Raw genomic sequence first — 26,061 nt, 5'->3', positions numbered from 1 at the left:
AGTATGAGTAGAGAGCAGATCCTAGACGAGCTTAGATCGCAATTAAAACTGGGCAATCATATTATCGGAGTAGCCACAGGTGCTGGAATAACGGCAAAGTATGCGAAGCAGGGTGGCGCTGATTTTCTTCTGATGTTAAATTCGGGTAAATTCCGCCAGATGGGGAGGAGTTCTCTCGCTGGGATTTTGCCGTTTTGCAATAGCAATGATATGGTGATGGACTTTGCGTCTAGGGAAATCATCCCTCTGGTAAGAGATATTCCTATTATTTTTGGGCTCAATGCAACCGATCCGACAAAAGATATGGAGAGCTATATCAGTGAAATAAAGAATAAGGGATTTTCCGGAATTAATAATTACCCCACGGTCGGATTAATAGATGGTCAATTTGGAGAAGCACTCGAAGAAGAGGGGAATGGTTATCTACTCGAAGTAGAAGCTATAAGGATCGCCCATGAAAAAGATTTGTTTACCATAGCCTTTGTATTTGACGAAATTCAAGCTGCTCAGATGATCGAGGCGGGAGCAGATATTATTTGTGCACATTTAGGCTTAACCGAAGGGGGATTATTAGGAGCCAAAAAAGTATTCTCTCTGGAAGCTGCCAAGGCTAAGGCTGACAAGATTTTTAATACATGCAATGCGTTAAAGCCAGATTTAATTAAATTGGTGTATGGTGGTCCCGTGAAAACGCCGATTGATGTGCAGTATATGTACAGTAATAATCAAAACCTGATGGGGTACATCGGGGGCTCTGCTTTTGAAAGAATTCCATCGGAGAAGTCCATCACGAATATAACCAAAGCTTTTAAAGTGTCGGGGACGCTGGATGAAGATGATTTTATGGTGAAAATGTTAAATGGCATCACAAAGCACTATGATTATGTTGAATTTGTAAAAGAATACGTGGCCCAAAATTATATGAATGAGATTTTGTTTGCAGATTTAGCTAAGGTGGCGCATGTATCCCGAAGTTACTTAAGTAGTTTGTTTACCAAAAAAGTAGGCTGCAGCTTTCAAACGTATCTCGTACAATTTCGAATGGATAAGGCAGCGGAAATATTACATAGAGACCCTATCCAGTTATCTGAGCTAGCGCCATTAGTTGGATATCAAGATTATGCGCAGTTTAGCAAAATGTTTAAGAAGTACAAAGGGTTCTCTCCAAAACAATATAAATCTAACATAAACACAAAAACATAAGACATAAAAGCGTTTTCATTCATAATTCAAAGAAGTATGATTAACTCATAAGTTGATCATGCTTTTTTGTTGTAGATATTTGAAGAGGAGGTTGAAGAAATGAAGACGATTGCCATTGCCGGAACTTTTGACACCAAGGGTGAAGAATATCTCTACATTAAAAATTTGCTGGAAAGCTTGGAGTTAGGTACGTTTACGATTCATACGGGTGTGTTTGAACCCACTTTTACACCGGATATCTCTAACCGAGAAGTAGCAGCAGCCGCGGGTGTAAGTATAGATGAGCTCGTTGCCAAGAAGGATAGAGCATTAGCGACAGAATTATTAGCCAAAGGTATGGAAAAATTAGTACCTGAATTATATAAGCAAGGCAAATTTGATGGTATTATCTCCTTTGGGGGCACTGGAGGGACTTCACTTGTAACCCCTGGTATGCGGGCATTGCCTATTGGCGTACCAAAAGTGATGGTTTCGACCGTAGCTTCTGGGAATACTGCCCCATATGTAGGCACTAGTGATATTGTCATGATGCCATCCGTAGTAGACGTTGCAGGACTGAACTCCATTTCAACAAAGATTTTTACCAATGCAGCCTTCGCCATCGCCGGTATGCTTAAATTTGAGAATAAACAAGTGATAGAGAAAAAACCATTAGTAGCTACAACAATGTTTGGGGTAACAACTCCCTGTGTGACGGCAGCCCGTAACTATCTTGAAGCTAGAGGATATGAGGTGCTTGTATTCCATGCAACAGGTGTAGGTGGCCAGTCCATGGAAGCGCTAATCGAGGCTGGTTTTATTGAAGGTGTATTGGATCTGACCACAACAGAATGGGCGGACGAAATTATTGGTGGTGTGCTAAATGCCGGACCTCATCGGTTAGAAGCTGCTGGTAAACATCATATTCCACAGGTTGTGTCGGTAGGTGCCCTTGATATGTGTAACTTTGGCCCTTATGATACGGTACCCGAGAAATTTGCTGGACATAAGTTCTATAAGCATAACCCTACAGTTACTTTAATGAGAACAACAGTAGAAGAGAATGAAGCTATCGGCAAAAAGCTTGTCGAGAAATTAAATATGGCCAAAGAGAAAACGGTGTTAATGTTGCCGCTTAAAGGGATATCGGGCATTGATGTTGCAGGGGAAGCTTTTTATGGTGTAGAGGAAGATCAAATGTTATTTGATACCTTGAGAAATGGTGTGAACAGAAATGTTGTCGAGGTTATCGAAATGGATTGTGCCATTAATGATGTAGAGTTTGCAGAAGCAGCAGCGCAGAAGCTAATAGATCTCATGAGCAAATAACACTAACACAGAACATTTAATTAATGATGGAGGCGTTACACATGAACAAAAATACAAGAACTGAAATCATGGCGAAGTTTAGAGAAGAAGTAGCAAATGGAAAGATTCTTTTAGGCGTGGGAGCCGGTACAGGGATTACTGCAAAGAGCAGTGAAGCTGGCGGAGCGGATATGCTGATTGTTTATAATTCAGGAAGATACAGAATGGCAGGTCGTGGATCACTCGCGGGGTTATTATCTTATGGAGATGCCAACCAAATCGTAGTCGAAATGGGCTCTGAAGTATTACCTGTTGTGAAAAATACTCCCGTACTAGCAGGCGTGTGTGGAACGGACCCTTTTAGAGTGATGGAGGTGTATTTGAAACAGCTTAAGGATCAAGGTTTTAGCGGCGTGCAAAACTTCCCAACTGTTGGTTTGATCGATGGCGTATTCAGACAGAACCTTGAAGAGACCGGGATGGGATATGGTTTAGAAGTAGATATGATTAGAGCAGCGCATGAATTGGATATGCTCACAACTCCTTACGTATTTGATCCTGATCAAGCAAAAGCGATGGCAGAAGCAGGCGCAGATATTTTGGTGGCGCATATGGGCTTGACTACCAAAGGTACAATTGGAGCTAAGACCGCTCTGACATTGGATGATTGTGTAGAAAGAATTGAAGCGATTATTAAAGCAGGGAAAGCAGTAAATCCAGATATTATGGTGATTTGTCACGGTGGACCGATTGCTGAACCTGAAGATGCGGCGTATGTAATTGAACGGACAGAATGTATAGACGGATTCTTTGGTGCCTCGAGTATTGAAAGATTTGCTGCTGAAAAAGGGATTAAAGATCAGACAGTCCTATTTAAAAATATCACCAAACAAGCATAATTGCCTTCGGCGTCCCTATAAGGACGGTAAGCAATTAAGCGAGAAATAAAAGAACCCTCCGGAGAGGGCAATCTGAAGTATAGAATTAAGGTGTAGCTTATAGCTGCACCTTTTTGTTTTTTATTAGAAGAAGCTAATTATTTACTCAACGGCAGCCAAGCCAATATATCGCGGATTTTGGCATCCCAATATCCCCATTCATGTGTACCCGGGCCTTCATCGTAGGTGAGGTCCAGGGAGGTTGCTCGGCACGCATCGCGGAATTTCAAGTTATCTGTGTACAGGAAATCTTCTGTGCCACAGCATTGATACAGCGCTGGTTTCGGTCCCGTGGAGCGGTTCACTTCCTCAAGCAGCCATAGAAGGTCTTCGGGCGTACCGGCGATATCTTCCGTTCCGAAGATCATTTCGTATTCTTTGCTTTTGACGGTAGGATCCTCAAAGTTTATAAAATTATGCGCCATATCAAGTGCGCCCGACAGACTTGCTGCAGCCGCAAAAGCTTCCGGTTTCCGTAGTCCCAGCTTGATCGCTCCGTAACCACCCATCGACAACCCGGCTACAAAGTTATCCTCGCGTTTATCTGACAATGGGAAGAATGAGCGCGCAAGCATAGGCAACTCCTCACTAATAAAGGTCCAATAACGACCGCCAACCGCCATATCCGTATAGAAACTGCGATGCACATTCGGCATAACTACAGCTATTCCCATCTCTGCTACATATCGTTCTATCGAAGTCCGGCGAAGCCAGATCGAATCATCGTCGGACAAACCATGCAGCAAATACAATGTAGGATGTAGTTCTCCCCTTGTTACGTTGCTCATACCGATTTGTGTGGTTGTTTTTTGCGGTAAAATTACAGTCATTGAGGTATTCAAACCTAGTACTTCCGAATAAAATTTACACTCTATTAAAGCCATTTCATCCATCCCCTCTCTCTCCAAATAATAGCACATAGAAAAAGTGAGAGATATTGTAGAAATATCTGAATTATAAGGATTTTGAGGATTGCTGTACCTAGATATGAGAGAATATAATGGAAGTAGAAAAATAAGGAAGAAACGTGCAAATGCGAAATTATTTTCATAGGCGGGAGGAAAAAAGTAGGATGAAATCGGGCCTAAAGCAGGAAAAAGGTTTTACTTTGATCGAAGTGCTGGCCGCTATTGTGATTTTGTCGATAGTATCACTGGTGCTTACGTCTTACTTTACAAACGCCATGAGTTACTCTAAATCGAACCAGAACAAGACGATTATGGTCAATCTGGCGAGGAACGCGCTGTTTTATGTGGAGAAGCAGGATTTTGAGGAGATGAGTGATTTTTTTGTAACAGATCCATTAAAGCATAAGATGATTCTAGATGCAGGTGAGGAACTGCCCATGATTAAGGCTTCTGAGTGCACGACGACTATAACATGTGTTTATAGCAATAGTTTTGTAAATGGTGGAGCTTTACCAGATGTATTAAATCCAGTCGTTAACAACATCAAATATGAGATTAATATTCGATACCAGTTTCAATTACATCAGGAGATGCAGGAAGGAAAGAATAGTGGTGGAGGGGTAGATACCCGCAAGAGCGAGATGGCACCGTATCTTATCCCTGTCGAGGTGAAAGTTAGTGGTAATGGTGGGCCTGGTGGAACAGCTTATACTACGGTGGTGGAGGGATATATTACGGATGAGAAGATTCGCTGACCGCCTAAAATACCAGCAGGGCTTCACACTGATTGAGATGATCGCCGCGATTACCCTCTTCGCTATGGTTGCAGGAATGCTCTCTATGGTGATGATGTTCGGTTTCCGCAGCTATCATAAAATAACGATTGAGAACTCACTTCGTGAGGAAGCTGATTTGATTATGTCATCTATCATCAATGAATTATATGTATTCGGACCAACTAGAGTGGAGAATACGACAGATGGATTAAATCTGATAAAGGATTCAGATGGTGTGATATCTACGCGGACTATTCAATTTGTTACTTCTGAGGGCGGGGAAGGTGGCATTACCACACTTACCATTAATAGTGTCATAAACGATCCTCGTACCGCAATTCATTCCGATCTTTCTGGTTCTACGATTGTTTCTACCAATTCTAATGGTACGGGTTGCAAGGTTAATGTACCTTGTAGAAGCGGACTGGTTGATATAAAACTACTTTTAACTCAGCATTACGATGGAAGGACATATGATATGGAGATGGTGAGCAAATTTGGGTTTTAGGAGGAATCACATAATGACAGGACAATCATCCCGGTCTATCCGCGTCAGAATAGCTCATACTAGTTTGCAACGCTTAAAAGAAGAGAGAGGCTCGGCACTTGTACTGGTCATGTTCATTGTACTGATTCTTACTATTCTCGGTTTAAGTGTACTTAGTGCTACAGTGGGCGGTGCACAGCGGACGGAGACGCGTAAAAATGATGTGCAAAGTCTACACTTAGCTGAAAAAACACTTGATGAGGCTGTGGCGTATATTACATCGAGCTTAAATAAAAAAATAGAGAGTAATATAGATATTAGCCAAGCAGAACTGGATCAGTCCATAAAGGATTTTTTGACTGCACTTCCAACTACACTTCCAGATACACTTTCAGCAGGTCTTAAGACAAGTACTGATTTGGCAAACGCAGCTGGGAAAATAAGTGGAATTACATATGCGGTAGAGGGGACGATTGGAACAGGAACGTTGGTCAAATACATAGTGACTATCAACTCGGAGGCTGAAGTTAACGGGGTCAAGCGTAATCTTAAGCAAAGGGTGTTTATAGACACTTTTCCGGATTTTCTTAAATACACTATTGGGTCAGAGAAGAATCTTACGATTAATGGAGCACCCTTAATTATTGGGAATATTTACGCAGGAGACATACTAATTATCAGCGACAAGGCTGAGTACACGTATAAGAAAAAATTCCATACACTTGTATCAAGTCCCTTTGAAATAGATGGTGAGGCGCATGTTCAATCTCTTGATAAGCTGATATATCGAGAGGAAGGTAAAAGTGAGTTGAAGGCTTCTGAAATTACTAAAGAAACCTCCATGACTGGGAAAATCCCTCAAGATAAGGTGGAAATTAGAAATCGTCGTACATTCGTAGAAGTTAATGTTGAGGGTTCATTTGTGGATAAAGTGGCGGAAGCAATAGGGGCAGGGGCTGACAGAACTACGATTCGAAATAAGCTTGCTGAAGGCAAACTAGCATCCTATTTAGCGGGTATGAATCTATATAATTTTGACGCTATTGATCAGATTGGCTTAATCAAGCCAATTCTAAGGGATGATTCGCCTGAGGCTCAGAAGGATTATAAGGAGGAAATGAGGGAATATACTAAAAAGTTAAACACTATAAAGCATCCAACCAAATCTGTTATTTATAATGGAAATCTGGATCTGGACGGCAGTGATGACTTTCCGGGTGTCTTATACTCAGAAGAAGACAAAAACTCAACGTCATCCCGTAAGTGGCTCATTGTAGATGGAAATCTAATCGTTGATAACTTTGGTAATGAAAAACCAGTACAGATACGAGCGAATATTTTGGTGACTGGAAAGGTAGAAATTCGGGGGAATGTTCAAATTGATTCCACTATGTTTGTATTTAAAGAACCCTCGACTATTAATGGAATTCCCGAACATACTACATTGGTAGAAGATGCAACACTTCAAGGATTGGATGGTAAGGAACTAGTATTGATCTCCCGTGGTCCAATACTTATTAATCGTTTGGCCGCCTTCAGTAACAATCCTACTCAGTTAGATGCTTTTTTCTATACTGATTCGGATGCGGATTTATATGGTGTAGGATCTATATTCTCGCTTAGCGGAGGATTCTTTGCAAAGGGGAATCTTACTATAAATGCTGTGCGGGGAACAGCTGTAGGCAAAGATAATAATATTGTAATAGACAGCAACAGCAATTTGATCCGGTTCAAGGCAGCTTATAACGATCAGATCTTTGAAGATCAGAAGGCCGGACTTCCACGTGTGAAGACAGTGAATATTAGCGTAGAAGACATGCAGTTGGAGTAGCGTTTGATATAAATGTGGAATATAAAACCCCCGAGTCGCAATATCTTTGCGACTCGGGGGTTTTGCCTTTTTAGTAACGATCTTCGTTCTCTACAATTACCTCTACAGAGGCTTGGATTTTAGGGTCTTCAATATACGAAACAGTAATAGTGGCTTTCCCCTTCTTTAGACCGGTTATTTTACCATCACCTGAAACCGTCAGGATGGCTGTGTTGCTGCTTGTCCAGAGGAGTTTATCTTTAAAGTCATTTTTGATTAAGCTTTCTGGCCAAAGTACAAGACCGTTATTAAATAAATCTCTGAAATTATCCGGTCCAACTCCTATTTTGAATGGCGCGGGTAAGGATAGGTTAGTTAATTTAACACCAATTGCTATTTCTTTAAAGGCTTCAATAACAGGGGAGGATCCTTTTACAATCACTTTGACCTTGACTGATTTGGTAAACACGTTGCCCTTTAACTTTATAGTTTTGTTATCAGGGGTAGGGACGTATGTTGCATAATTACTTCCATCCCCTTCCAGTCTCCATACGTATTCAACCGGATCGGAATTCTCTACAGGTTGAACGACAGACACATTTAACGGTATTTCATTTCCGATGTTTACAAAAGAATTCCCATTAATTTGTATCTCACGAACAGGATTTGTAATTGTAACGGTATGTTCTTTTGAATAGATAGCACCGTTAGGCTTCCGATCAGTTTTGACTGTGGCCACAATTGTCACTGATCCAGATCGATTAGCCAGCAAGGTTGCTTTACTTCCAATAGATGGATCGGTATTTTTAGTTATTGTAGCATCGGCTGAATTCGCCCCTGGTTTGATGGACCATTCGTAGCCAATTATGGTTTCATCAAAGGGCTCATAACTAGCTTCGAAGGGAACTTTCTCACCGACTATAGCGTCCTTAGCTCCTGTAATCGTTAAATCAGCTGAAACGACTTTTACTTTTGCAGTAGTAAAGACGTGGCTACCATCGCTTCTTACATCTCTAGCTGTAACCACTAATGTTGCTTCTCCGGCTTTTAGACCTCTTATTACTCCGGTGTCACTAATAGAGACTATATCCGACTGTTTAGACAACCAACTGACTTCTTTGTTGTTGGCATCTTCAGGTGTTATGACCGGTAGCAGTTTCAGTTCACTATCTATCCGAATCACTGTATCTTGAAGTTGAATGTTCGCTACTTTAACGATAGCTTCAAAGGAAATCGGAGAGAAACTTATTGTTACCCGTTCTCGGGTGACTGGTGTAGGGTTCGGTAAATCTCCGGTGAATGGAGACAGATCGATACTGTGCCCACCATTATAACCTGAGATTGATTTTCCGATAAATGAGCCAACAATATCACCAGTGAAAGATATATTTGCTAATGGAGCCAGAACAGTACCATATAATTTGTATCCGCGTAGGTTAAATGATGTTGCTTCATAAAAATTGTATAACACGTTTTTACTGCTTACACCTGTAAGGGTGTTGGTGCCATTGCTGATGGTTACATTTTCCCCGGAAATATTGACAACAGTCAGTGGAAGTGCTTGGAGTATCAATGCTCAGGCTATTAATACTTCCATTGGTTGGATTTAAATGAAATACGTTAAGTTTAGGATCGGTTCCCTTTAGAGTAATGGTCTGATACAGATCGGTTGATTTGGACGTCTCCGGTAATGCTGCATAATACAATGAACGATTTTTAAGTTTTTTCCCAACCTCAGCAAAATCAATATAGTTGTCTTTATGCTGAGTTTGATTAATAAGGTAGGCTGGAGCCGTTATATTGCCACCGTAATAGGCCATCCCTTTCATTGAACCACCATTTAAGGTCAAGTTTCTACCTGCCACAACAGTTGCAGTAGTATCGGCATTTGTTAATGAACCTCCTAAACTAAATGATGCAATATTTATATTCCCACCTGCTGCTATACGCCAATTATTTGTGAATCCATTGTTTGGGAAATCAATGTTCTCTAGCATAAAGATTGAATAATCATTAGCTATGCCCAGTGATGAGACTGGAGCATTGGATCCAGGGAATGAAGATGTCGCTGCATGGATTTCATCATAATAAATCTTAGAATTATCCAATAGGTATGTCTTCTTTTCTTGTGGAATTGCAGTAAGACTAAAAGTGTTAGCAGAATTGTTTATTGGTGTATAAGATTTGACGTTGTTACTTTCTGTTAACTTATAGTTAATGTTCCCTAAATTTTTAGATAGAGTATATCCCTCGCTTAAAGTACCGCTTTTACTCATGCCTTCTGGAAGAGGATCACTAAATTCCAGATTAGGCGGAAATTTCTCTTCAAATTGAACGTTTGAGATCACTAGATCTTCAATCCCTTGCTCACCTGGATCAACAGCAAGATAAGGAACAGCGTTTGGCGTTACTGTGTACGTAAAAGTGATCGGATTCCCTTTTTCAACAGTAGAGTTAGACTGTGTACGTTGAATCGTAAGGTTTGATTCGATTTTTTGAACGGTTACATTTATAGTTTTAGTAGAGATTGCACCTTGTCTGTCCCTGGCAGTAATCTCAATTTGAAGATTTCCCCCTGCAGGAAGAGGATTGTTAAAAGTTTGCGTAACGGTCTCTCCAGATAAAATTGCTTTCTCGTTCATTGTATAGCCGGTAATTACATTATCGTTTTGTTTAAACTTAATACTGGTAAATAGGTTCTTGTCTTTCAAATCCCAGTCATCGACTGTATAGCTGACGACCAGTTGGTTCTGGTAAGAAGGTTTAATGCTTTTGTCCATAGGTGTATGCACAGTAATTTCTGGAGCATGATTGGCACCTGTAAATGCACGGTACATCGTGTTTACGAACAACTTTTGTTCCCATTTTGGGAAAGAGGTTGCTTGAGTTCTATTATAAGATGTTCCGATGATGTGTCCGGTTCCTGAGTAAGTTACACTCCCTTTAGAGTACGTATAGTAGTGGTTCCAGCTGTCGTTAATATCCCGATTACTTCCAGTAATGTTGTACCAAGGAATGACAGTGGAATCTTCTAAGTCAAGGGTAAAGTATTGATTATGTGTGTTGGCTACCTTATTCTTATCATCTTGCTCGCTTAAATTAAAAGGATATTGAGTTAGCAATCCATCGTTCACAGGAGTAACAGAGGTTGATGTACTCGGAGCATTTAAGCCCAAATTGGATTGAGGGCTGGTTTGACCTGCGATTCCTTGGAACTTATTAATCCATTGGCTACTCTTGTTGTTGCTGGCAATATAAATAGTATCGTGAGTGAACATAACACTTTGCTTGGTATCATTGATGAAATTTAATACAGCATTCGAGGAGAGCTCATCAATTAGAGCTTTTTCATTGTATACATCCCGGAATCCAAACAGGAGCATATCATATGTGCCATTCAAGCCGTATTTTGGAGTAGAGTTTTCCTTACTTTTAATGTATTCATTGAACTGAGTCATTGATTTTGTTTCGATAACTAGTTCGTAGTCCTTAGATACGTTTTGTAGATAGCTAGGATCCATAACTAATTCATTATTAATAAGTTTGCTGTCATTATTTCCATCTGGTAAGATCTGCAATACATTGACCACTGTCTTCTTGCCCTTAAATTGAATAGTACCGATAGTGAAATCGCTTAGAGATTTTTGATTCAGAGAATCTACTGCTTCTAGCTTCCAATAAAGTAGGCCTGAATAAGTCTTGGGAAGTTTGTATTTTATTTCTCCGGTTGTCGAAGTACTTAAGGAGGTGGTTGCAACGACTTGATCTTCAGTCATTTTTGTGGACTTATCTAAGCCCAGATAGAGCTTAACAAGTATAGGGTTCGTTCCTAAATTAACATTTGAAACATTGAACTTGAACGTGAGCTCGTCGCCAGGCGTATAGATCTTGGGTACAGTAGAACCGTATTCGATAATTTGACTCTTGTTAGTAATCTCTAGTTGAGGTCTTTGCTTCATTTTGGACAAATAAGTAGAATTACTTTTTTTCAATTCAGAGATAAAGGTATTTAACTCAGAATCATTAAAGAATAGAACATTAGATTTTGGAGTTAATGCCTGGTATGTATTAAAGGTCTTATATAAAATTCCGTTTTGTGTTGGAGTTGAGAAGGGCTGCTTGTGGAAAATTACGTATAACCCTTTATTAATAAAATAATCGGTGATTTCTTTCGCTTTTAAATTAGTTATGTCATTCATAACTGCTTTGGTATTATGGTCTTTTCCGGAAACCCCACTCGTACTGTAAGTCCCCTTCCCGATATAAACCGCATCATATCTCCCGTCCAGATCATCCCGCAGCGCCACAAAGCGCTTCATACTCATCGTGTCAATGGTAAGGTCAGATATTCCCGTATTTAGAGACGCAAGCTCGCTAACTCCATTCTCCGTAACCTCAAGCATACGAATCTGATAATCATTTGAACTGGCTTCGACATTCGTGAAGTGATTTTTGAGTGGCAGAACAAGCAGAAGGAGAAGGAGAAGCAAGATCGTTACTGTAAAAAGATAGATCCTTTTGTTACTGGCAAATTTCATGTTCATCTCTCCCTGATTGTTAACTATTGGTAGATATGGTCGAATTGTATGTTGTGTATGCTAGTTTACGACAGCTTTTTCAGCTGAATTCGTTGTAAAATTATCCAATCTATGTTATATACATTCTAGGACATTCAGCATTGATAGACAACATAAATCTATTGAAATATACCTATAAATTTATTACTAAAGTCCCAAGTATATTGAAAAATACGCTAGTTTGACAAATTTATGAGATCCTTAATTATGGAAAAAATAATCTTCTTATTTTGCAGAAATGGAACTGGTAATTTATCCTCCGTTTATTCCAAGTATTATCCATTATCTAGTAGGCATAAAGGTATAACCAATAACGGCATATGGAGCTGAACGGACATGGCCATCGCAAAAAAGAGACTTGGGGATTTGCTGGTAGAAAATAATATTATTTCGCAGGAACAGCTGCTTGAAGCACTTGCGGAACAGCGTAAAAGCAAGCGTAAGCTTGGCGATCTGCTAATCTCTCAAGGCTATATCACGGAGCAGCAGTTGATTGAAGTGCTTGAATTCCAGCTCGGCATTCCGCATGTCAGTTTATTTAAATACCAGATTGATCCTGCGATTACGCAGATTATTCCTGAAAGTATGGCTAAGCGTTATCAGGTGCTTCCCTTCTTGAAAGAAGGAGGTAAGCTGATGGTTGCGATGGCCGATCCGCTGGATTATTTTGCGATAGAAGATCTGCGAATGAGTACAGGGTTCAGAATCGAACCTGCTATTTCTACTAGAGATGAGTTACAGCGGGCGATTGCGCGTCATTATGGGATGCGTGATTCTATGAATCAGATGCTAGTAGAACTCCCTACACAAGAAGAAATAGAAGAAACGGAGATTACAGACGAGGACTCTCCAATCGTGCGTTTGGTCAACCAGATGATTCAGCAGGCTGTTGCTCTGCGGGCGTCTGATATACATATGGATCCAGGTGAGAATAATCTAACGATCCGCTACCGGATTGACGGAACCTTACGGACGGAGCGGATTATTCCTAAGCAGATGCAGGGCTTTATCACCGCTCGTCTGAAAATAATGGCGCGACTGAATATCGCAGAACGGCGTTTGCCACAAGATGGGCGAATCAAAATGCAGTTTGATTACAAAATGGTAGATATTCGTGTATCCTCATTGCCTACGATGCACGGAGAGAAGATTGTGCTGCGGTTGCTAGATTTGAGTACTGGGGTTAAATCTGTAGATGCTTTGGGATTCAGTGAAGGAAATGCGGAAGCTTTTAAAGAAATGATCGCTCGTCCTTATGGAATCTTGCTAATTACAGGACCTACAGGTAGTGGGAAAACAACAACTTTATATTCAGCACTGAATCAACTCAATGTAGAAAGTGCAAATATTATCACGGTTGAGGATCCAGTGGAATATCAGCTTGAGGGTGTAAACCAGGTGCACGTAAATTCGGCTATTGGGTTAACCTTTGCGGCGGGACTACGTTCGATTCTCCGACAAGATCCGAATATTGTAATGGTCGGTGAAATACGGGATGCGGAAACTGCAGAAATTGCAGTTCGTGCCTCATTAACAGGTCATCTAGTGTTGTCTACTTTACATACAAACGATGCGATTAGCTCCGTCTCTCGCTTGCGAGATATGGGGGTGGAGCCTTACTTGATTGCCTCTTCACTAATAGGTGTGGTAGCGCAGCGGCTCGTTCGTAAAATCTGCACCGACTGCAAAGAAACCTACAAACCGTCTGAGCAGGAAGCGATTATGTTACGTAGCTTAGGGCTGCCAGCAGATGAGTTACATCGCGGTCGAGGTTGCGGTAGCTGTAGCAGTTCCGGCTATCGTGGCCGAATAGCGATTCATGAGGTACTCAGTATTGACGATCATTTGCGGCAGCTTATTACGAACACTGCTTCGGTAGAAGAACTGCGTGTCGCAGGAAAAGCGCGTGGACTTGTTCAACTGATGGATGACGGACTACTCAAAGTTAGTCAGGGAATCACGACGTTACAAGAGGTCATGCGTGAGACGGTCTCACATTAGGATCTATAAGGTGAATCGCATTTTAATCTAGGGGGAGCAGCGGATGCCAATGTATACGCGGGATATAAGACAACTTTTGCAGACAGCTTACTCCTCCAAAGCTTCCGACTTACATATCTCTGTAGGCTCGCCTCCAGTTATACGTATGGATGGAACGCTTTACCCACTTGAGGGTGCACCAGTAACAGCCGATGAAGCTGTTGAAATGGCAGAAGCGCTGCTTGGCAGTGAACGAAACGAAGTATTTCGGAGTGCAGGTGAGGTCGATTTTTCTTATCCGCTGGATAGCGGTGTGAGATTTCGGGTGAACGTTTATCGTCAGCGGGGTGAGATTAGTATTGCTGCCCGGGCAATTCCTGCAGAGATTCCGAGTCTAGAACAGCTGTCGATGCCCTCAATTTTATCCACTTTGTCACTCAAACCACAAGGCTTGATTCTAGTTACAGGCCCTACGGGCAGCGGTAAATCCTCTACGTTAGCTGCTATGCTGAATTACATTAACCAGACCGAAAGCAAGCATATTGTGACACTTGAAGATCCTATAGAATTTCTGCATAGTCATGGAACCTGTCTAGTGGATCAACGTGAAGTGGGTAGTGACACAGCTAGCTTTGCGAGCGGACTACGTGCCGCATTACGTCAGGATCCGGATGTTATTCTCGTTGGAGAGATGCGGGATTTGGAGACCATTACAGCAGCAGTAACTGCCGCGGAAACAGGTCATCTAGTGATGGCAACCTTACATACAACAGACGCACCACAGACGATTGATCGAATTATTGACGCTTTTCCGGGTCATCAGCAGGGACAGATTCGTTCACAGCTAGCCTCAGTATTACTGGCAGTTGTCAGTCAGCGGTTGTTTCCAAGGGCAGGAGGACGCGGGCGGATATGTGCAACAGAAATCTTAGTGAATACACCTGCCGTAGCAAACCTCATTCGTACCGAAAAGACACATCAGATTAAAAATGTGATGCAAACCGGACGCTCGCAAGGTATGCATACATTGGATATGAGTATCCGTGAGTATTTATCACAGGAACTCATTCACCCGGCTGTAGCAAAGGTATTTATGGCGGAGGTGAATAGCTGATGCCTCTTTTTGAATATCAAGTAAAAACAACTGCAGGCAAATCCATTAAAGGGAAGCTGACCGCAACGGATAAGCCCACGGCGATGGAGGAACTACGAAAGCGTGGCCTTACAGTATTCTCGCTGATCGAACGCAAAACAACGATTCTATCGATGGATATTTATATTGGTAATCCAGTCAAACCGCTTCATTTCATCATTTATTGTAGGCAGTTTGCCACGCTTATGCGTGCTGGAGTTTCGATTGTGGATGCAACACGTATTTTGGCTGAACAGACGGAGAGCAAACCACTACGTAAAGCACTAGTAGATGTGAATTCTAGCCTGATGCGCGGGATATCGTTCTCACAAGCCGTTCAGGATCATAAAAAAATCTTCCCACAGCTATTCGTTAGCATGATCCGTGCCGGTGAAGAATCCGGAGATATTGAAGGGACACTCGACAGGTTAGCGATGTTTTTTGAGAAGCAGCACTCGACGACAGAGAAGATTAAATCTGCGCTTACTTATCCGATTACGGTCGGGGTGATGGCGATTGGAGCGGTTATATACCTGCTCTGGGCGATAGTTCCACAGTTTGTAACGATGTTCGAATCGATGAATGCAGAGCTTCCAGCGATTACAAAGATGGTATTGGCCCTTAGCAAAAGCATTCAAGGTCAATGGTATTTCTGGATACTCGGAGTTCTCCTCCTAGTGATAGCTTTTCAGATTACAAAACGCACAGAAAAGGGTGCCTACGCACTTGATTATGCCAAACTGAAAATTCCGGTGTTCGGCAAGTTGAATCAAAAAGGCTCGATTGCTCAGTTTACGCGTACTTTTTCATCTCTATATGCCAGTTCAGTTCCGATCCTGCAATCCTTGGTGATTGTAGAAGAGGTAGCAGGAAATAAGGTCATTGGAGGTTTTATCCGTAGTGCAGGAGATTCGCTGAGACAAGGAAATCCACTATCTGAACCGTTGAAAAAAGCATGGGTCTTCCCGCCGCTAGTTACACAAATGATTGCGATTGGTGAAGAGACGGGGGCGCTCGACACGATGTTGTCTAAGGTAGCTGATTTCTATGAGATGGACGTGGAAAATACGGTTGATCGTTTGAAGTCACTGCTTGAACCGTTGCTGATTGCTTTTTTAGCAGGTGTTGTAGGTGTAATTGTGGCCGCTATTATGCTGCCGATGTTCAGTCTGTACGGTAATATGTGAACCTTGCGGTTCCTTGTGAATATTGAGAGGGGTGACGCCCGAGGGAGCGGGGCAGGGTTGCAGATCCTTTGCTGGCGCTGACTAGGAAGGATCATTAGTGTAGCGGGATTCATTGAAACAAAAAAATATAGGCCTTATTATCACACACCACTTAGAGGGGGAAATAAAATGTTAGCACAAGCGATTAAGAGAAGATTGAGTAAAGAGGAAAATCAAAAGGGGTTTACGCTGATCGAGTTATTGGCGGTTATTGTTATTTTGGGGATTATCGCGGTTATTGCTATACCCTTGATTGGGAATGTAATTAATAAATCCAGAGCAGATGCTGATGTTGCTACTGCTCGTCAGATTTATGATGCCTCTAGAATGTATATAATTGGTGAGAAGGACGGGGATTTCTCTGGAATAACTAGTGTTTCAATAGAAGGTGAGAGTGGGCTTCAAACTAAAGGGTATCTAGAAGCAAGTTTATACTTACCAAGTAATAAAAAGCTAGTAACTTCCGGTACTGTTAGTTTCACAAGTGGCAAATTAACAAAAGTGCTCGTTAAGTGGGGAACTGGGGACGACGATAAAAAAGAATTTACGGCTGCCCAAGTATTAAGTGCAGAGCCTTCACCTAAACCTTGATTTTCATAATAAAGTTACAGTTATAGAATTTAACATTAGGAATCGGACTTCCCGATTCCTTTTTTAAAATCCAGAAAGCCAACAGAGGACATCCATGACAATATTTATCGCAAGTTACATCACATTACTGGGTCTGATTCTGGGCTCCTTCTATAACGTAGTGGCACTGCGTGTGCCAGCTAAGGAATCCTTGCTCAATCCACCGTCACATTGCCCGAACTGCAATACACGACTAAAGTCGCGGGATTTGTTTCCGGTGATAAGCTACCTGCTGTCAGGAGGCAAGTGTCGTTATTGCGGCACAAGGGTGTCGCCTTTATATCCGCTAGGAGAAGCTGCAACGGGTTTGCTTTTTCTATGGGTGTACTTGCAGTTTGGGCTGACAGGTAAGGGAGTTGTCGGATTTGTGCTTGTGAGTCTGACGGTTATTGTGACAGTTTCTGACTTGAAGTACATGCTGATTCCGAACAAGGTGTTACTGTTCTTTTTGCCGCTGCTGCTCATTCTTCTATTGCTCTTTCCGGAGGGGCCGTTATGGCATCACTTGTTAGGAGCTATCCTTGGAGGAGGTATCCTAATTCCCTTTGTGTTGTTAGGCGGGATGGGGGCTGGGGATGTGAAGTTATTTGCGCTACTGGGCTTGGTCATCGGATTTCCAAATGTTATTTTGGCCTTTCTGCTGGCCTGTCTGCTTGGAAGTGTGGTCGGGGGACTGTTAATGCTGCTTGGTATCATCAAACGCAAACAACCGGTTCCTTTTGGTCCATGGTTAGCAATAGGTGCATTAATTAGTTTCGGGTATGGTTCACACATCATTGGCGCGTATCTCTCGCTCATCGGATAGGAGGAAACCGATCATATGCTTGGATTAGGCCCTAAAGTGGCCGGGATTTCAATTGAGGCTACCGGTATTCGTTATATTAGTTTTAAGAATAAACAGTCATGGGAAGTCCGCAAAAAACGGTATCTTCCGCTCCTTCCAGGCATGATCATTGAGAATCAGGTGGCGGATAGTGAGGCGCTGTATGATCGGGTCAGGCAGTGGGTGAAGAAGGAAGGGTTAAGGGGCAGTAAGGTTTCTTTGTCTATTCCACCTTCGCAGATCATCATCCGCAAAATGAGCATCCCAAGTACCAACGACAAACAGGTAGAGCAGCTCGTAAAGCTCGAAGTGGAGACGGGGCTGCATTTGCCATTTGAAAATCCTGTTTACGACTACGTGACGCTCGAAGTGGATGAGGAACATAGTCATTTGCTCGTATTTGCTGCTCCGCGGAAATCGATACAGGATTATGTAGAAATTCTGGAGCGTGCAGGTCTCCGAATAAGCAGTGTTGAAATTTCGGCAACGGCCCTGGCGCGAAGTATAGCAACTGGACATGGGGAAAGCTTTGCGGAAACGATGCTCATTAATCTAGAGCCTTCGGTCATGGACATTTATATGTTCAGAAACGGGAATCCGGTATTCATTCGTACGATTAACTTGCTTGATCTGCATAAGGGAAGAAACGTTGCGGCGACGGCAATGGAATTCATGGCAGACAGTGAGGTCTTGGCAGAAACAGCAGTAGCTGTAGAAGAGCAATTATCACCGGAGCAAATGGTGGAGATCACTGCGGAAATCTCGCGGATGCTTAGCTTCTACCAGTACAGCTTACATGATGGTTCGACTCGTATCAAAAACCTAGTCATAACAGGTACCCCCTCCATTCGTAAACAGCTAGACCTAGAGCTTCAGCAGTCGCTGGCAGAACTCGACATTACACCGATAAGCCTAGATCAGATGGGGAAAAATGCTGTATCTGATCTCGAGCTAAATGATTATCGAGTAGCCGCAGGGACGGCTCTAAAAAGCATCGTCAACGTGGATACGATTGACTTACTGCCGAGAGAAGACCGAGAGACGTTGTTATTCCCCTATGTGACTATGGGTCTTGTAGCGATCTGGCTGGTGGGGACGATTGGGACGGGGATTTATTTTTCAGCTAATAAGGGGCAAATCTCTAATGGTAAAGAGGAGCTACAGGGCTTGCAGGATCGCAGTTTAATGCTACAGGTAGAGCTTGGTAAACTTAAGAACAGCGGACCTGGGCAGTTAGATCGGAAGGTAGCTATCGAGAAGATTCAGAATAGTAAGGTAATTGCTGTTCCTATTCTGGATGAATTAGTTGAAGGGTTGCCACCGGGTGCTGTTATCCTTGATATTAACTACACCTACCGCACTGCTATTGACTTGACTGTAAACGTACCAGCTATGGTGGATGCTTCTAATTATTTAAGACAACTTCGCCAAATGTCTTTTACAGTGGACGCCTCAATTTCGAAGCTGACTGAAGGAACGGCCGGTCAGAATGCTGGAACAAATTCTTTAAATATGTATACAGCGATTTATAAAGTAAACTTATTATCTAATAATCAACAGGCCAATGGAACGGATGCAAGCCAAGAGGAGGTGAATAGCGATGGAACAGTTCAATAAGTATCGCTCTCCAATCGTACTAGGTGTATTGATTCTGTTCTTGGTGCTGTTTGCCTTTTATATGCTGGGGGTTCAACCGACCAATAAAGAAATATCCGCACAGAACGCTGAGATCAGCCAGCTTGAAAAAGAAGCGGAGATTCTCCAAGCTAAAATTAATGAACTGAAAAGCAATGCTGCTTCTGTGGATTCAGAACAACAGGAACTTCTAGTAGCACTCCCAAAAGGCGATGAAAGCGAAGGTTTGATCATTGATTTGTGGGGAGTAAGCACCTCCTCAGAAGCGCGGCTAAGAGACGTTAGCTTTATTCTGGATGAGGCTAATCCGATTCAGCAAATGACAGGCTCAGCAGAAGTATTGTTCCCTACCGTCAAACAGATCAAAATGACCGCAGTCATAGAAGGTACGTATACCGGGATACGACAATGGATGGAGGAGTTGCAGAAGCTGCCGCGTATCGTGAATGTTGACTCGTTTAATTTCCAACAGTCCTATGAAGAGCGTTCTGCGAACACTCCAGAAAGTATCTTGACTGCTAACGTGGCTTTCACAGCTTTTTACGAAGCCGTTACTCCAACATCGAATTAGAAATCTCACCCATGCAATAAAACAATTGCACAATTATAAAACTCCACTTTTCCTGTAAAACAGAAGGGTGGTTTTTTTTCATTACCGAAAATATATAAATGCGTTTTCATTTCCCTGTTTATTGGGTATTTTAGCTTGCGGGGTGCATAAGCTGGAACAGTGGCTATCGCCTGTATTTTTCAGATGACAAAGGAGGAATTCCGAATGAACAAAAAGTGGATGATTGGTTCGTTGGCCCTTTCCATAGGCCTGATCTCAGCAAGTGGGGGAGCTATGGCAGCTTCACCGTCAGCAGGAAGTACGGAAATCAAGAAGGTAGCTGTGTCTGCGCCTGGGAAAGAGGGCCCTGCTACCATCAATAATTTGACGGTGAAAAGTATCATTCCGCTCGTAGTCCATGCAAGAGCTCTTTATTTCTATAGCAATCGAGGCGGCAATATCTTCCCGATAGAAACCTTCACATATAAAGCGCAGGAGTACCGTTATCTTTCCAGTGATCTTGGCACCAAGACGAAACTAATGAATTACATAAAAAAAGCGTACACTCACAACGCTGCGGCTTATTATGTACAGACACAGTTTTTAGAGCATAACGGAAGAATGTCGCAGGTTAATGCAGATGTGGGCAATCTATTAATGTATGAAAAAGCCACCGCCCGCATGCTGTCCAAGACTGCGACAACCGCTGAATTTGAACTGACCGTTCCTTATCCAGAAGCGCAGGGAAGCAGTGAGTCGGTGTATGTGAAGCTGAAGAAAGTGGAGGGATACTGGAGAATCGACATGTCGCCGGATATTCTTTTCTGAGGAAAGGGAAAGGTATTAGAGGAAAGAGGATGGTAGGGGTTATGAACTAACAGCGCTTAAGATCAGAGGTATAAACAACACCTGCGAATTTGCCTTTGCGGGTAATAATGACACAATCATTCTTCATAGGATCTGGGCGGTTCATAGCAGTAGCGAATACGACATCAAGTGGAGTGGAGATATCATAGACTAGCGGTGTTTTGCTCATAAGCTTCATGGCAGGTTCTTTGTAGAACATATCTATCCCTGATCTTCCTGTAGCTTTTAAAAAGAAACGTTCGCTCATTAATAATCCAAGTGGTTCATTCATAGCATTACAGACGACAATACATTTCGATTCTGGATGCTGGAACATTACGCGAAGGGCTTCTCTACAAGTACGTGAGGCGAAAATAGCAGGCGCACTGCGGACAATATTAGAAAGATCATTTACAAGAACTGTTGACATGGTGTTCATCCTTTCTGATTATAGGTCTATTTCTAATGTACCCCCGAATCGTAAATTTTAAAGGCGAGAAAGGTCATCTACAGGTAAAATAGATTCACAAGCAAAAACGGTCAGAACCTCACGAGGTCTGGCCGTTTTTTTGTAAGTACTCTATTCACTTCGAACGCCGTCCTCTACCAACTGCTTTCTAGGTGCTTCTGGAATAACGGATTTGCTCACGCCTCCACGATTGATGGCGATTAATCGTTTTTGTGCGTAATACACATCGCGGGACAGCTTTTTTACCTCAGTGGATTTACCGTCAACTAACCGGGTGCTGTAGGTTTCAACAACATAGCCAGTTTTCCCGTTCTGAATAACACGTGTACCTCCGCGAGGGAGGGAAGGGTCGTTTACGTACTTGTCGACTGGAGGCAGCACCTCTACGATTTGTGAATGGACTTTATAAGTAACATTTTGCGGAAAGGTACCGAAGAGCTTAATCGTTAGTGAACGGCCTTGCACAGCTGCTTTAATGACAAGATATTTGCCAGTCGTATTGCGAAAACGGAAGTTAATATAGCCCTCAGCAAACGTCGCATCCTGGCCCTTGGGTAAATAGTTGACCGGCAAAGAGTGATTGCGGCGCTCCACAATCTCTAGTCCAGTACGAAGAGCGGCGTTGTACAGTGTACTGGACACTTGGCAGATTCCGCCGCCGACACCGGCTTGTAGCTTACCGTTCACAATGACTGGCGCTTCGCGGAAGCCATATTCTATTTTTGCTTTTTCAATAGCTTTGCCATAATCAAAGACCGCTCCAGGTGGGAGCACCGTTCCGTTCACAGCTTTGGCCGCTGATTCAACGTTGTAGATTCGTCCAGGTCCACTGGCGCCGAGTGAGGTGCTGAATTGCATGATTTTTCGCTCAATGCCTTGCTCTTTTAATGCGTTTAGGGTGATATCCGGCTGTAATATAGTTAATGGAACTTCCAGAGTAATCCCCTTCTCCTGGAGCGTAATCAGACGATTAAACCGAGTGGGAGCGGCAGCCGACAGTGAGGTGACCATTCCTGTCCAGTCTACCTCAAGAGAAGTCTTCTCGGGCGTATACACTACACGATCATCCCCCGTAATTCGCCGCGTAGCATCGACCGGATCTCCAAAGGATTCTCTCTCCCAAGCAGGACTTAGGATGGTCTTTAATTGAGCGATATTCAGATGGGCTTCAAGACTCCAATTCTGGGGGAAGCTGTAACGGGCTTTTACCCGATCCCATAGACGGCCTTCTGTGAGATCCTGTAGTCCTTCTTCAAAAGCCGCGGCCGCATAGGTCATTCCGGCTTGTTTAAGATTGAGGGTAAGCTCAGAATTCCCTTCTACCTGCAGAATGAGGGGGACAGATTCAAGGGCATGGAGCTTCTCCTCCAGTTCGGAACGAACCTCAGAGATGTTCAGCCCGCCCACCTCCCATCCGGCAAGGGTTGTACCTTTTGGAAGCGCGTTATTGTGGCTATATAGATGAAGTCCCCCATATATTAATGAGCCGATAAGAATGAGTGCAGTGACTACTATAAGGGCCAGATGAATTTTTTTCATGATTAATCCCCTTCCTGGATGGCATCTGCGAGCAGGCACCGTAGGTGCTTTTTCTATTTATATGTACAGACACTACAAAACTTTCGAATAGTGGAGCAGTTACGGGGTACTCAATCGGTTACAGATTTGTTACAATAGATACATTGCGGAAATATTGAAGTTTATGGAAACTTAAGCTGGACCCTGTCGACTCAAACAAGTGGAAAATGTCATAATTGGGAAGTGAGAAAATGATTGAAATGCAAGATGTATGGAAGACCTACCCTAACGGAACTCACGCACTGCAAGGAGTTTCAGTAAAAATTGACCGCAATGAATTCGTGTATGTTGTCGGTCCATCCGGCGCGGGTAAATCTACTTTTATGAAATTGATTTATAGAGAAGAAGTGCCAACTAAGGGTCAAATTTCTGTGGGAGGCTTTAACATAGGGAAGCTTAAACAACGTAAAATCCCATATGTGCGCCGTAATATCGGCGTTGTATTTCAAGACTTTCGGCTATTGCCAAGGATGACGGCTTATGAAAATGTCGCTTTTGCCATGGAGGTTATTGAAGCGCCGAAGAAGGTCATCAAGAAACGTGTGAATGAAGTTCTCGATCTGGTTGGACTCAAAAATAAAGCGAATCGTGAGCCCTCACAGCTCTCTGGCGGCGAGCAGCAGCGGATTGCAATTGCAAGGGCTATTGTTAACAACCCTTCTGTTATTATTGCGGACGAGCCTACAGGCAACTTGGACCCTGAGACTTCATGGGGCATAATGCAACTGCTGGACGAAATTAATTTTCGTGGAACAACGATTGTAATGGCTACCCATAATAAAGATATCGTGAACAAAATGCGCAAACGGGTGCTTGCGATTGAGAACGGAAATATTGTGAGAGACCAAGCGAGAGGGGAATATGGCTATGAGTTTTAAAACCTTCTTGCGACATGTGCGGGAAGGCTTCAAAAGCGTATTCCGTAATGGCTGGATGTCGATTGCTTCGATCACTTCCATCGTCGTCTCTCTTTTTGTCCTAGGTGTATTTATTCTTCTTGTTCTTAATGTGAATGCTGTAGCGGATGAGGCAGACAGTCAGGTACAGATTAATGTGCATTTAGCACTGAATGTAGACCAGAAAATGCGTGAGACTTTGCAGACTGAAATTGGCAATATGCCGGAGGTCAGCAAGATTACGTTCATCTCCAAGGACCAAGGACTTAAAGATCTCCGTGCAGACATGGGTGAGGACGCAGCGGAGCTTCTGGAAGGGTTCGATGAAGACAATAACCCTCTCCCCGATACGCTTAAGGTAGAAGTTGTTGAACCTACTACAGTAGCCTTTGTGGCAGAAAAGATTGAAGCACTCAACAAGACACATACCGAGGAGCCTATTTACAAAGTGAAATATGGCAAGGGCTCGATAGAAACCTTGTTCAAAATAACGCGCGCTGTACGTAATATTGGTTTTATTTTTGTTGCAGGTCTTGCACTCATGTCTATGTTCCTCATCTCCAATACGATTCGGGTTACGATTCTTGCCCGTCGTAAGGAAATTGGTATTATGAAGCTGGTTGGCGCGACAAATTATTTTATTCGCTGGCCTTTCTTTATAGAAGGGGCACTGATCGGATTGATCGGATCACTTGTCACCTCTGGTATCTTGTATTTGGGTTACAGCGGGTTGGAGTCCTCCGTACAGGGAGATCCAATGCTCCAATTGCAGCTGATTCCATTCGGAGATATTTGGATGCAAATCGTCGGTGTGTTAGTTGGGCTAGGCGTGCTGATCGGCGTCTGGGGAAGTACGGTTTCTATTCGAAAGTTCTTAAAAGTTTAATATTAAAAAGTGAAGGATGGGGAGTGCGAGTTGAAGAAGATTGCCGCCGGACTAGCCGTAATGTTACTAGCTGTCACTATATTCCAGCCCTCTGATGGATATGCCAAAAAAACAAGTGTTGCCGAAATCGATAAGCAGTTAAAGCAGCTGCAAAAAGAGGTGCAGGAAGCTAAGGCGCAGCAGGAGAAAGCGGCGTCCCAAACGCAGGAAGCACAGCATTATAAGAATAAGACGAATCTCAATCTGCAGTACGTACTGCAGCAGGTAGATCAAGTTAAGGGTAAAATGACCGAAATCTCAACCAAAATTTCCGACACAGAGCAATCTTTGAATGCTACAGCAACGGAGTTGGATAAAGCAGAGGCGCGGGTCGCTTCAAGAGAGGAAGTCTTGGGGTCTCGTGTGCGGCTAATGTATACCGATGGAGCGGTTTCTTACTTGGATGTTTTACTCTCTTCGACAAGCTTTGCTGATTTCCTAGACCGTGCAGATTCACTTAAGATGATCGTGGATCAGGATCAGGAGCTACTGGTGCAACATAAGCTGGACAAGCAGACAGTGATAGAAAAGAAACAGGAGCTTGAAGGGCAATATGCTCAAGCTAAGCAGTTGTACACTTCTTTGGAGCAACAGAGAAGTCTGCTCAAGGAAAAAGAAGCGGAGAAGCAAGAGCTTATCGCATTCTATGATAAGCAAATTCAAGAAAGCGATGATTTGAGTGAGGAGCAGAATGAGAAGCTGGTCAAATTGGCAAGCGAACGTTCTGCACTGGAAACGCAAAAGGATAAGATCAAGGCTGAGGAAGCTGCTCGTAAAGCAGCAGCAGCTAAGGCGGAAGCAGCTCGTCGAGCTGCGGAGGCTGCCAAGAAGGCTGCTGCCAGCAAGAGAAGCAGCAGTTCAAGCTCCAGCTCGAATGAAACGGCTTATGCAGGTGGAGACGGACCGTTTCTACTTCCTGTAGGGTCGGCAAGAATCTCATCCTCCTTTGGACCACGGACACATCCGATCACAGGTGAGAAAGGCAAAGTGCACACTGGCGTCGACTTTGCGGTTCCGCAAGGAACCAGTATTCATGCAGCGGATTCCGGAACGGTTATTTTAGCTGAATGGTGGAGTGGTTACGGCTATTGTGTAATTATTGACCATGGAGGCGGAGTTTGGACCCTCTACGGACATATACGTAAAGGCGGTATTAGGGTTAGTTCTGGGGATAAAGTCAATCGCGGAGATGTGATCGCTGAATCTGGTTCCACAGGTAATTCAACGGGTCCTCACCTTCACTTCGAAGTGCGGATTGATGGTAAGACAGTAAATCCTATGCCATATCTCTAACTTTTAAGGAACTCATAACTCATATTATTTGATTGTACGGTATATACTGGAATGGATACCGTACCTTTCAGGACGGACATAGGTGTTGTTTA

General features: G+C 43.0%; 22 protein-coding genes. 17 read left to right on the top strand and 5 right to left on the bottom strand.

Features of this window, described 5'->3' with window-relative positions; translation table 11 throughout:
• The first annotated feature begins 3 nt into the window (after positions 1 to 3).
• From ACDZ28_RS05760 to ACDZ28_RS05750, 3 genes are all read left to right on the top strand, one after another.
• Positions 4 to 1,203, top strand: coding sequence for a phosphoenolpyruvate hydrolase family protein (locus ACDZ28_RS05760; RefSeq protein WP_076119098.1), 1,200 nt, complete (start codon positions 4 to 6; stop codon positions 1,201 to 1,203).
• Between the two features lie 99 nt (positions 1,204 to 1,302).
• Positions 1,303 to 2,511 carry a Tm-1-like ATP-binding domain-containing protein gene (locus tag ACDZ28_RS05755; protein ID WP_042131317.1) on the top strand — a complete coding sequence of 403 codons (1,209 nt, stop codon included), beginning with the start codon at positions 1,303 to 1,305 and terminating at the stop codon, positions 2,509 to 2,511.
• A gap of 41 nt (positions 2,512 to 2,552) precedes the next feature.
• Entirely contained in the window at positions 2,553 to 3,389 is an 837-nt protein-coding gene (locus tag ACDZ28_RS05750) for a phosphoenolpyruvate hydrolase family protein (RefSeq protein WP_375104191.1), read from the top strand.
• A 137-nt stretch (positions 3,390 to 3,526) separates the two neighbouring features.
• Here ACDZ28_RS05750 and ACDZ28_RS05745 read toward each other — a convergent pair whose 3' ends face one another.
• Positions 3,527 to 4,312 carry an alpha/beta hydrolase family protein gene (locus ACDZ28_RS05745; RefSeq protein WP_042132529.1) on the bottom strand — a complete coding sequence of 262 codons (786 nt, stop codon included), beginning with the start codon at positions 4,310 to 4,312 and terminating at the stop codon, positions 3,527 to 3,529.
• 188 nt (positions 4,313 to 4,500) lie between these two features.
• Between ACDZ28_RS05745 and ACDZ28_RS05740 the strand changes: the two genes are divergently transcribed.
• From ACDZ28_RS05740 to ACDZ28_RS05730, 3 genes are read left to right on the top strand one after another with little or no spacing between them, the layout of a single operon-like run.
• Entirely contained in the window at positions 4,501 to 5,091 is a 591-nt protein-coding gene (locus ACDZ28_RS05740) for a prepilin-type N-terminal cleavage/methylation domain-containing protein (RefSeq protein WP_375104190.1), read from the top strand.
• Positions 5,075 to 5,620, top strand: a complete 546-nt coding sequence (locus ACDZ28_RS05735) for a prepilin-type N-terminal cleavage/methylation domain-containing protein (protein ID WP_341115445.1) — start codon at positions 5,075 to 5,077, stop codon at positions 5,618 to 5,620. The genes ACDZ28_RS05740 and ACDZ28_RS05735 overlap by 17 nt, the downstream gene beginning before the upstream one ends.
• 13 nt (positions 5,621 to 5,633) lie before the next feature.
• Positions 5,634 to 7,430, top strand: a complete 1,797-nt coding sequence (locus ACDZ28_RS05730) for a hypothetical protein (RefSeq protein ID WP_375104189.1) — start codon at positions 5,634 to 5,636, stop codon at positions 7,428 to 7,430.
• Between the two features lie 70 nt (positions 7,431 to 7,500).
• On the opposite strand, the gene ACDZ28_RS05725 is transcribed toward ACDZ28_RS05730, so the two are convergent.
• Together ACDZ28_RS05725 and ACDZ28_RS05720 are read right to left on the bottom strand one after the other, a co-directional pair.
• Positions 7,501 to 8,982 carry a choice-of-anchor A family protein gene (locus ACDZ28_RS05725; protein ID WP_375104188.1) on the bottom strand — a complete coding sequence of 494 codons (1,482 nt, stop codon included), beginning with the start codon at positions 8,980 to 8,982 and terminating at the stop codon, positions 7,501 to 7,503.
• Positions 8,885 to 11,947: a DUF5057 domain-containing protein gene (locus ACDZ28_RS05720; protein WP_375104187.1), complete on the bottom strand. Its 3,063-nt coding sequence runs from the start codon at positions 11,945 to 11,947 to the stop codon at positions 8,885 to 8,887. Before ACDZ28_RS05720 ends, ACDZ28_RS05725 begins: the two co-directional genes overlap by 98 nt.
• 375 nt (positions 11,948 to 12,322) lie before the next feature.
• Here ACDZ28_RS05720 and ACDZ28_RS05715 point away from each other — a divergent pair, with 375 nt between their 5' ends.
• From ACDZ28_RS05715 to ACDZ28_RS05680, 8 genes are all read left to right on the top strand, one after another.
• Positions 12,323 to 13,987 (top strand): GspE/PulE family protein, encoded by a 1,665-nt coding sequence (locus ACDZ28_RS05715; protein WP_076119112.1) that lies wholly within the window; start codon positions 12,323 to 12,325, stop codon positions 13,985 to 13,987.
• Positions 13,988 to 14,036: 49 nt separating this feature from the next.
• A complete protein-coding gene (locus ACDZ28_RS05710; protein WP_375105310.1) occupies positions 14,037 to 15,080 on the top strand; it encodes a type IV pilus twitching motility protein PilT in 1,044 nt (347 codons plus the stop codon).
• Positions 15,080 to 16,285: a type II secretion system F family protein gene (locus ACDZ28_RS05705; RefSeq protein ID WP_076119116.1), complete on the top strand. Its 1,206-nt coding sequence runs from the start codon at positions 15,080 to 15,082 to the stop codon at positions 16,283 to 16,285. The genes ACDZ28_RS05710 and ACDZ28_RS05705 overlap by 1 nt, the downstream gene beginning before the upstream one ends.
• Positions 16,286 to 16,453: 168 nt before the next feature.
• Positions 16,454 to 16,915 carry a type II secretion system protein gene (locus tag ACDZ28_RS05700; protein WP_375104186.1) on the top strand — a complete coding sequence of 154 codons (462 nt, stop codon included), beginning with the start codon at positions 16,454 to 16,456 and terminating at the stop codon, positions 16,913 to 16,915.
• A 94-nt stretch (positions 16,916 to 17,009) separates the two neighbouring features.
• Positions 17,010 to 17,759: a prepilin peptidase gene (locus ACDZ28_RS05695; RefSeq protein WP_375104185.1), complete on the top strand. Its 750-nt coding sequence runs from the start codon at positions 17,010 to 17,012 to the stop codon at positions 17,757 to 17,759.
• 15 nt (positions 17,760 to 17,774) lie between these two features.
• Positions 17,775 to 19,394, top strand: a complete 1,620-nt coding sequence (gene pilM / locus ACDZ28_RS05690) for a pilus assembly protein PilM (protein ID WP_375104184.1) — start codon at positions 17,775 to 17,777, stop codon at positions 19,392 to 19,394.
• A complete protein-coding gene (locus ACDZ28_RS05685; RefSeq protein WP_375104183.1) occupies positions 19,378 to 19,983 on the top strand; it encodes a type 4a pilus biogenesis protein PilO in 606 nt (201 codons plus the stop codon). The genes pilM and ACDZ28_RS05685 overlap by 17 nt, the downstream gene beginning before the upstream one ends.
• 204 nt (positions 19,984 to 20,187) lie before the next feature.
• Positions 20,188 to 20,790 carry a DL-endopeptidase inhibitor IseA family protein gene (locus tag ACDZ28_RS05680; protein WP_052414757.1) on the top strand — a complete coding sequence of 201 codons (603 nt, stop codon included), beginning with the start codon at positions 20,188 to 20,190 and terminating at the stop codon, positions 20,788 to 20,790.
• Positions 20,791 to 20,836: 46 nt separating this feature from the next.
• Here ACDZ28_RS05680 and ACDZ28_RS05675 read toward each other — a convergent pair whose 3' ends face one another.
• Both ACDZ28_RS05675 and ACDZ28_RS05670 read right to left on the bottom strand, forming a co-directional pair.
• Complete coding sequence (locus tag ACDZ28_RS05675) at positions 20,837 to 21,238, bottom strand: hypothetical protein (protein WP_375104182.1); 402 nt, start codon at positions 21,236 to 21,238, stop codon at positions 20,837 to 20,839.
• Between the two features lie 150 nt (positions 21,239 to 21,388).
• Positions 21,389 to 22,816: a VanW family protein gene (locus ACDZ28_RS05670; RefSeq protein WP_375104181.1), complete on the bottom strand. Its 1,428-nt coding sequence runs from the start codon at positions 22,814 to 22,816 to the stop codon at positions 21,389 to 21,391.
• 230 nt (positions 22,817 to 23,046) lie between these two features.
• On the opposite strand from ACDZ28_RS05670, the gene ftsE reads away from it, so the two are divergent.
• The 3 genes from ftsE to ACDZ28_RS05655 are packed head-to-tail and all read left to right on the top strand — an operon-like array spanning position 23,047 to position 25,969.
• Positions 23,047 to 23,733: a cell division ATP-binding protein FtsE gene (gene ftsE, locus ACDZ28_RS05665; RefSeq protein ID WP_042131302.1), complete on the top strand. Its 687-nt coding sequence runs from the start codon at positions 23,047 to 23,049 to the stop codon at positions 23,731 to 23,733.
• Positions 23,723 to 24,637 carry a permease-like cell division protein FtsX gene (gene ftsX / locus ACDZ28_RS05660; protein WP_042131301.1) on the top strand — a complete coding sequence of 305 codons (915 nt, stop codon included), beginning with the start codon at positions 23,723 to 23,725 and terminating at the stop codon, positions 24,635 to 24,637. The genes ftsE and ftsX overlap by 11 nt, the downstream gene beginning before the upstream one ends.
• Before the next feature lie 30 nt (positions 24,638 to 24,667).
• A complete protein-coding gene (locus tag ACDZ28_RS05655; protein WP_042131300.1) occupies positions 24,668 to 25,969 on the top strand; it encodes a murein hydrolase activator EnvC in 1,302 nt (433 codons plus the stop codon).
• The last annotated feature ends 92 nt before the right edge of the window (positions 25,970 to 26,061 follow it).

The organism is Paenibacillus sp. RS8 (genome assembly GCF_041956825.1).
GTDB lineage: Bacteria > Bacillota > Bacilli > Paenibacillales > Paenibacillaceae > Paenibacillus_AQ.
This window is presented reverse-complemented; position numbering and strand designations above follow the sequence as displayed.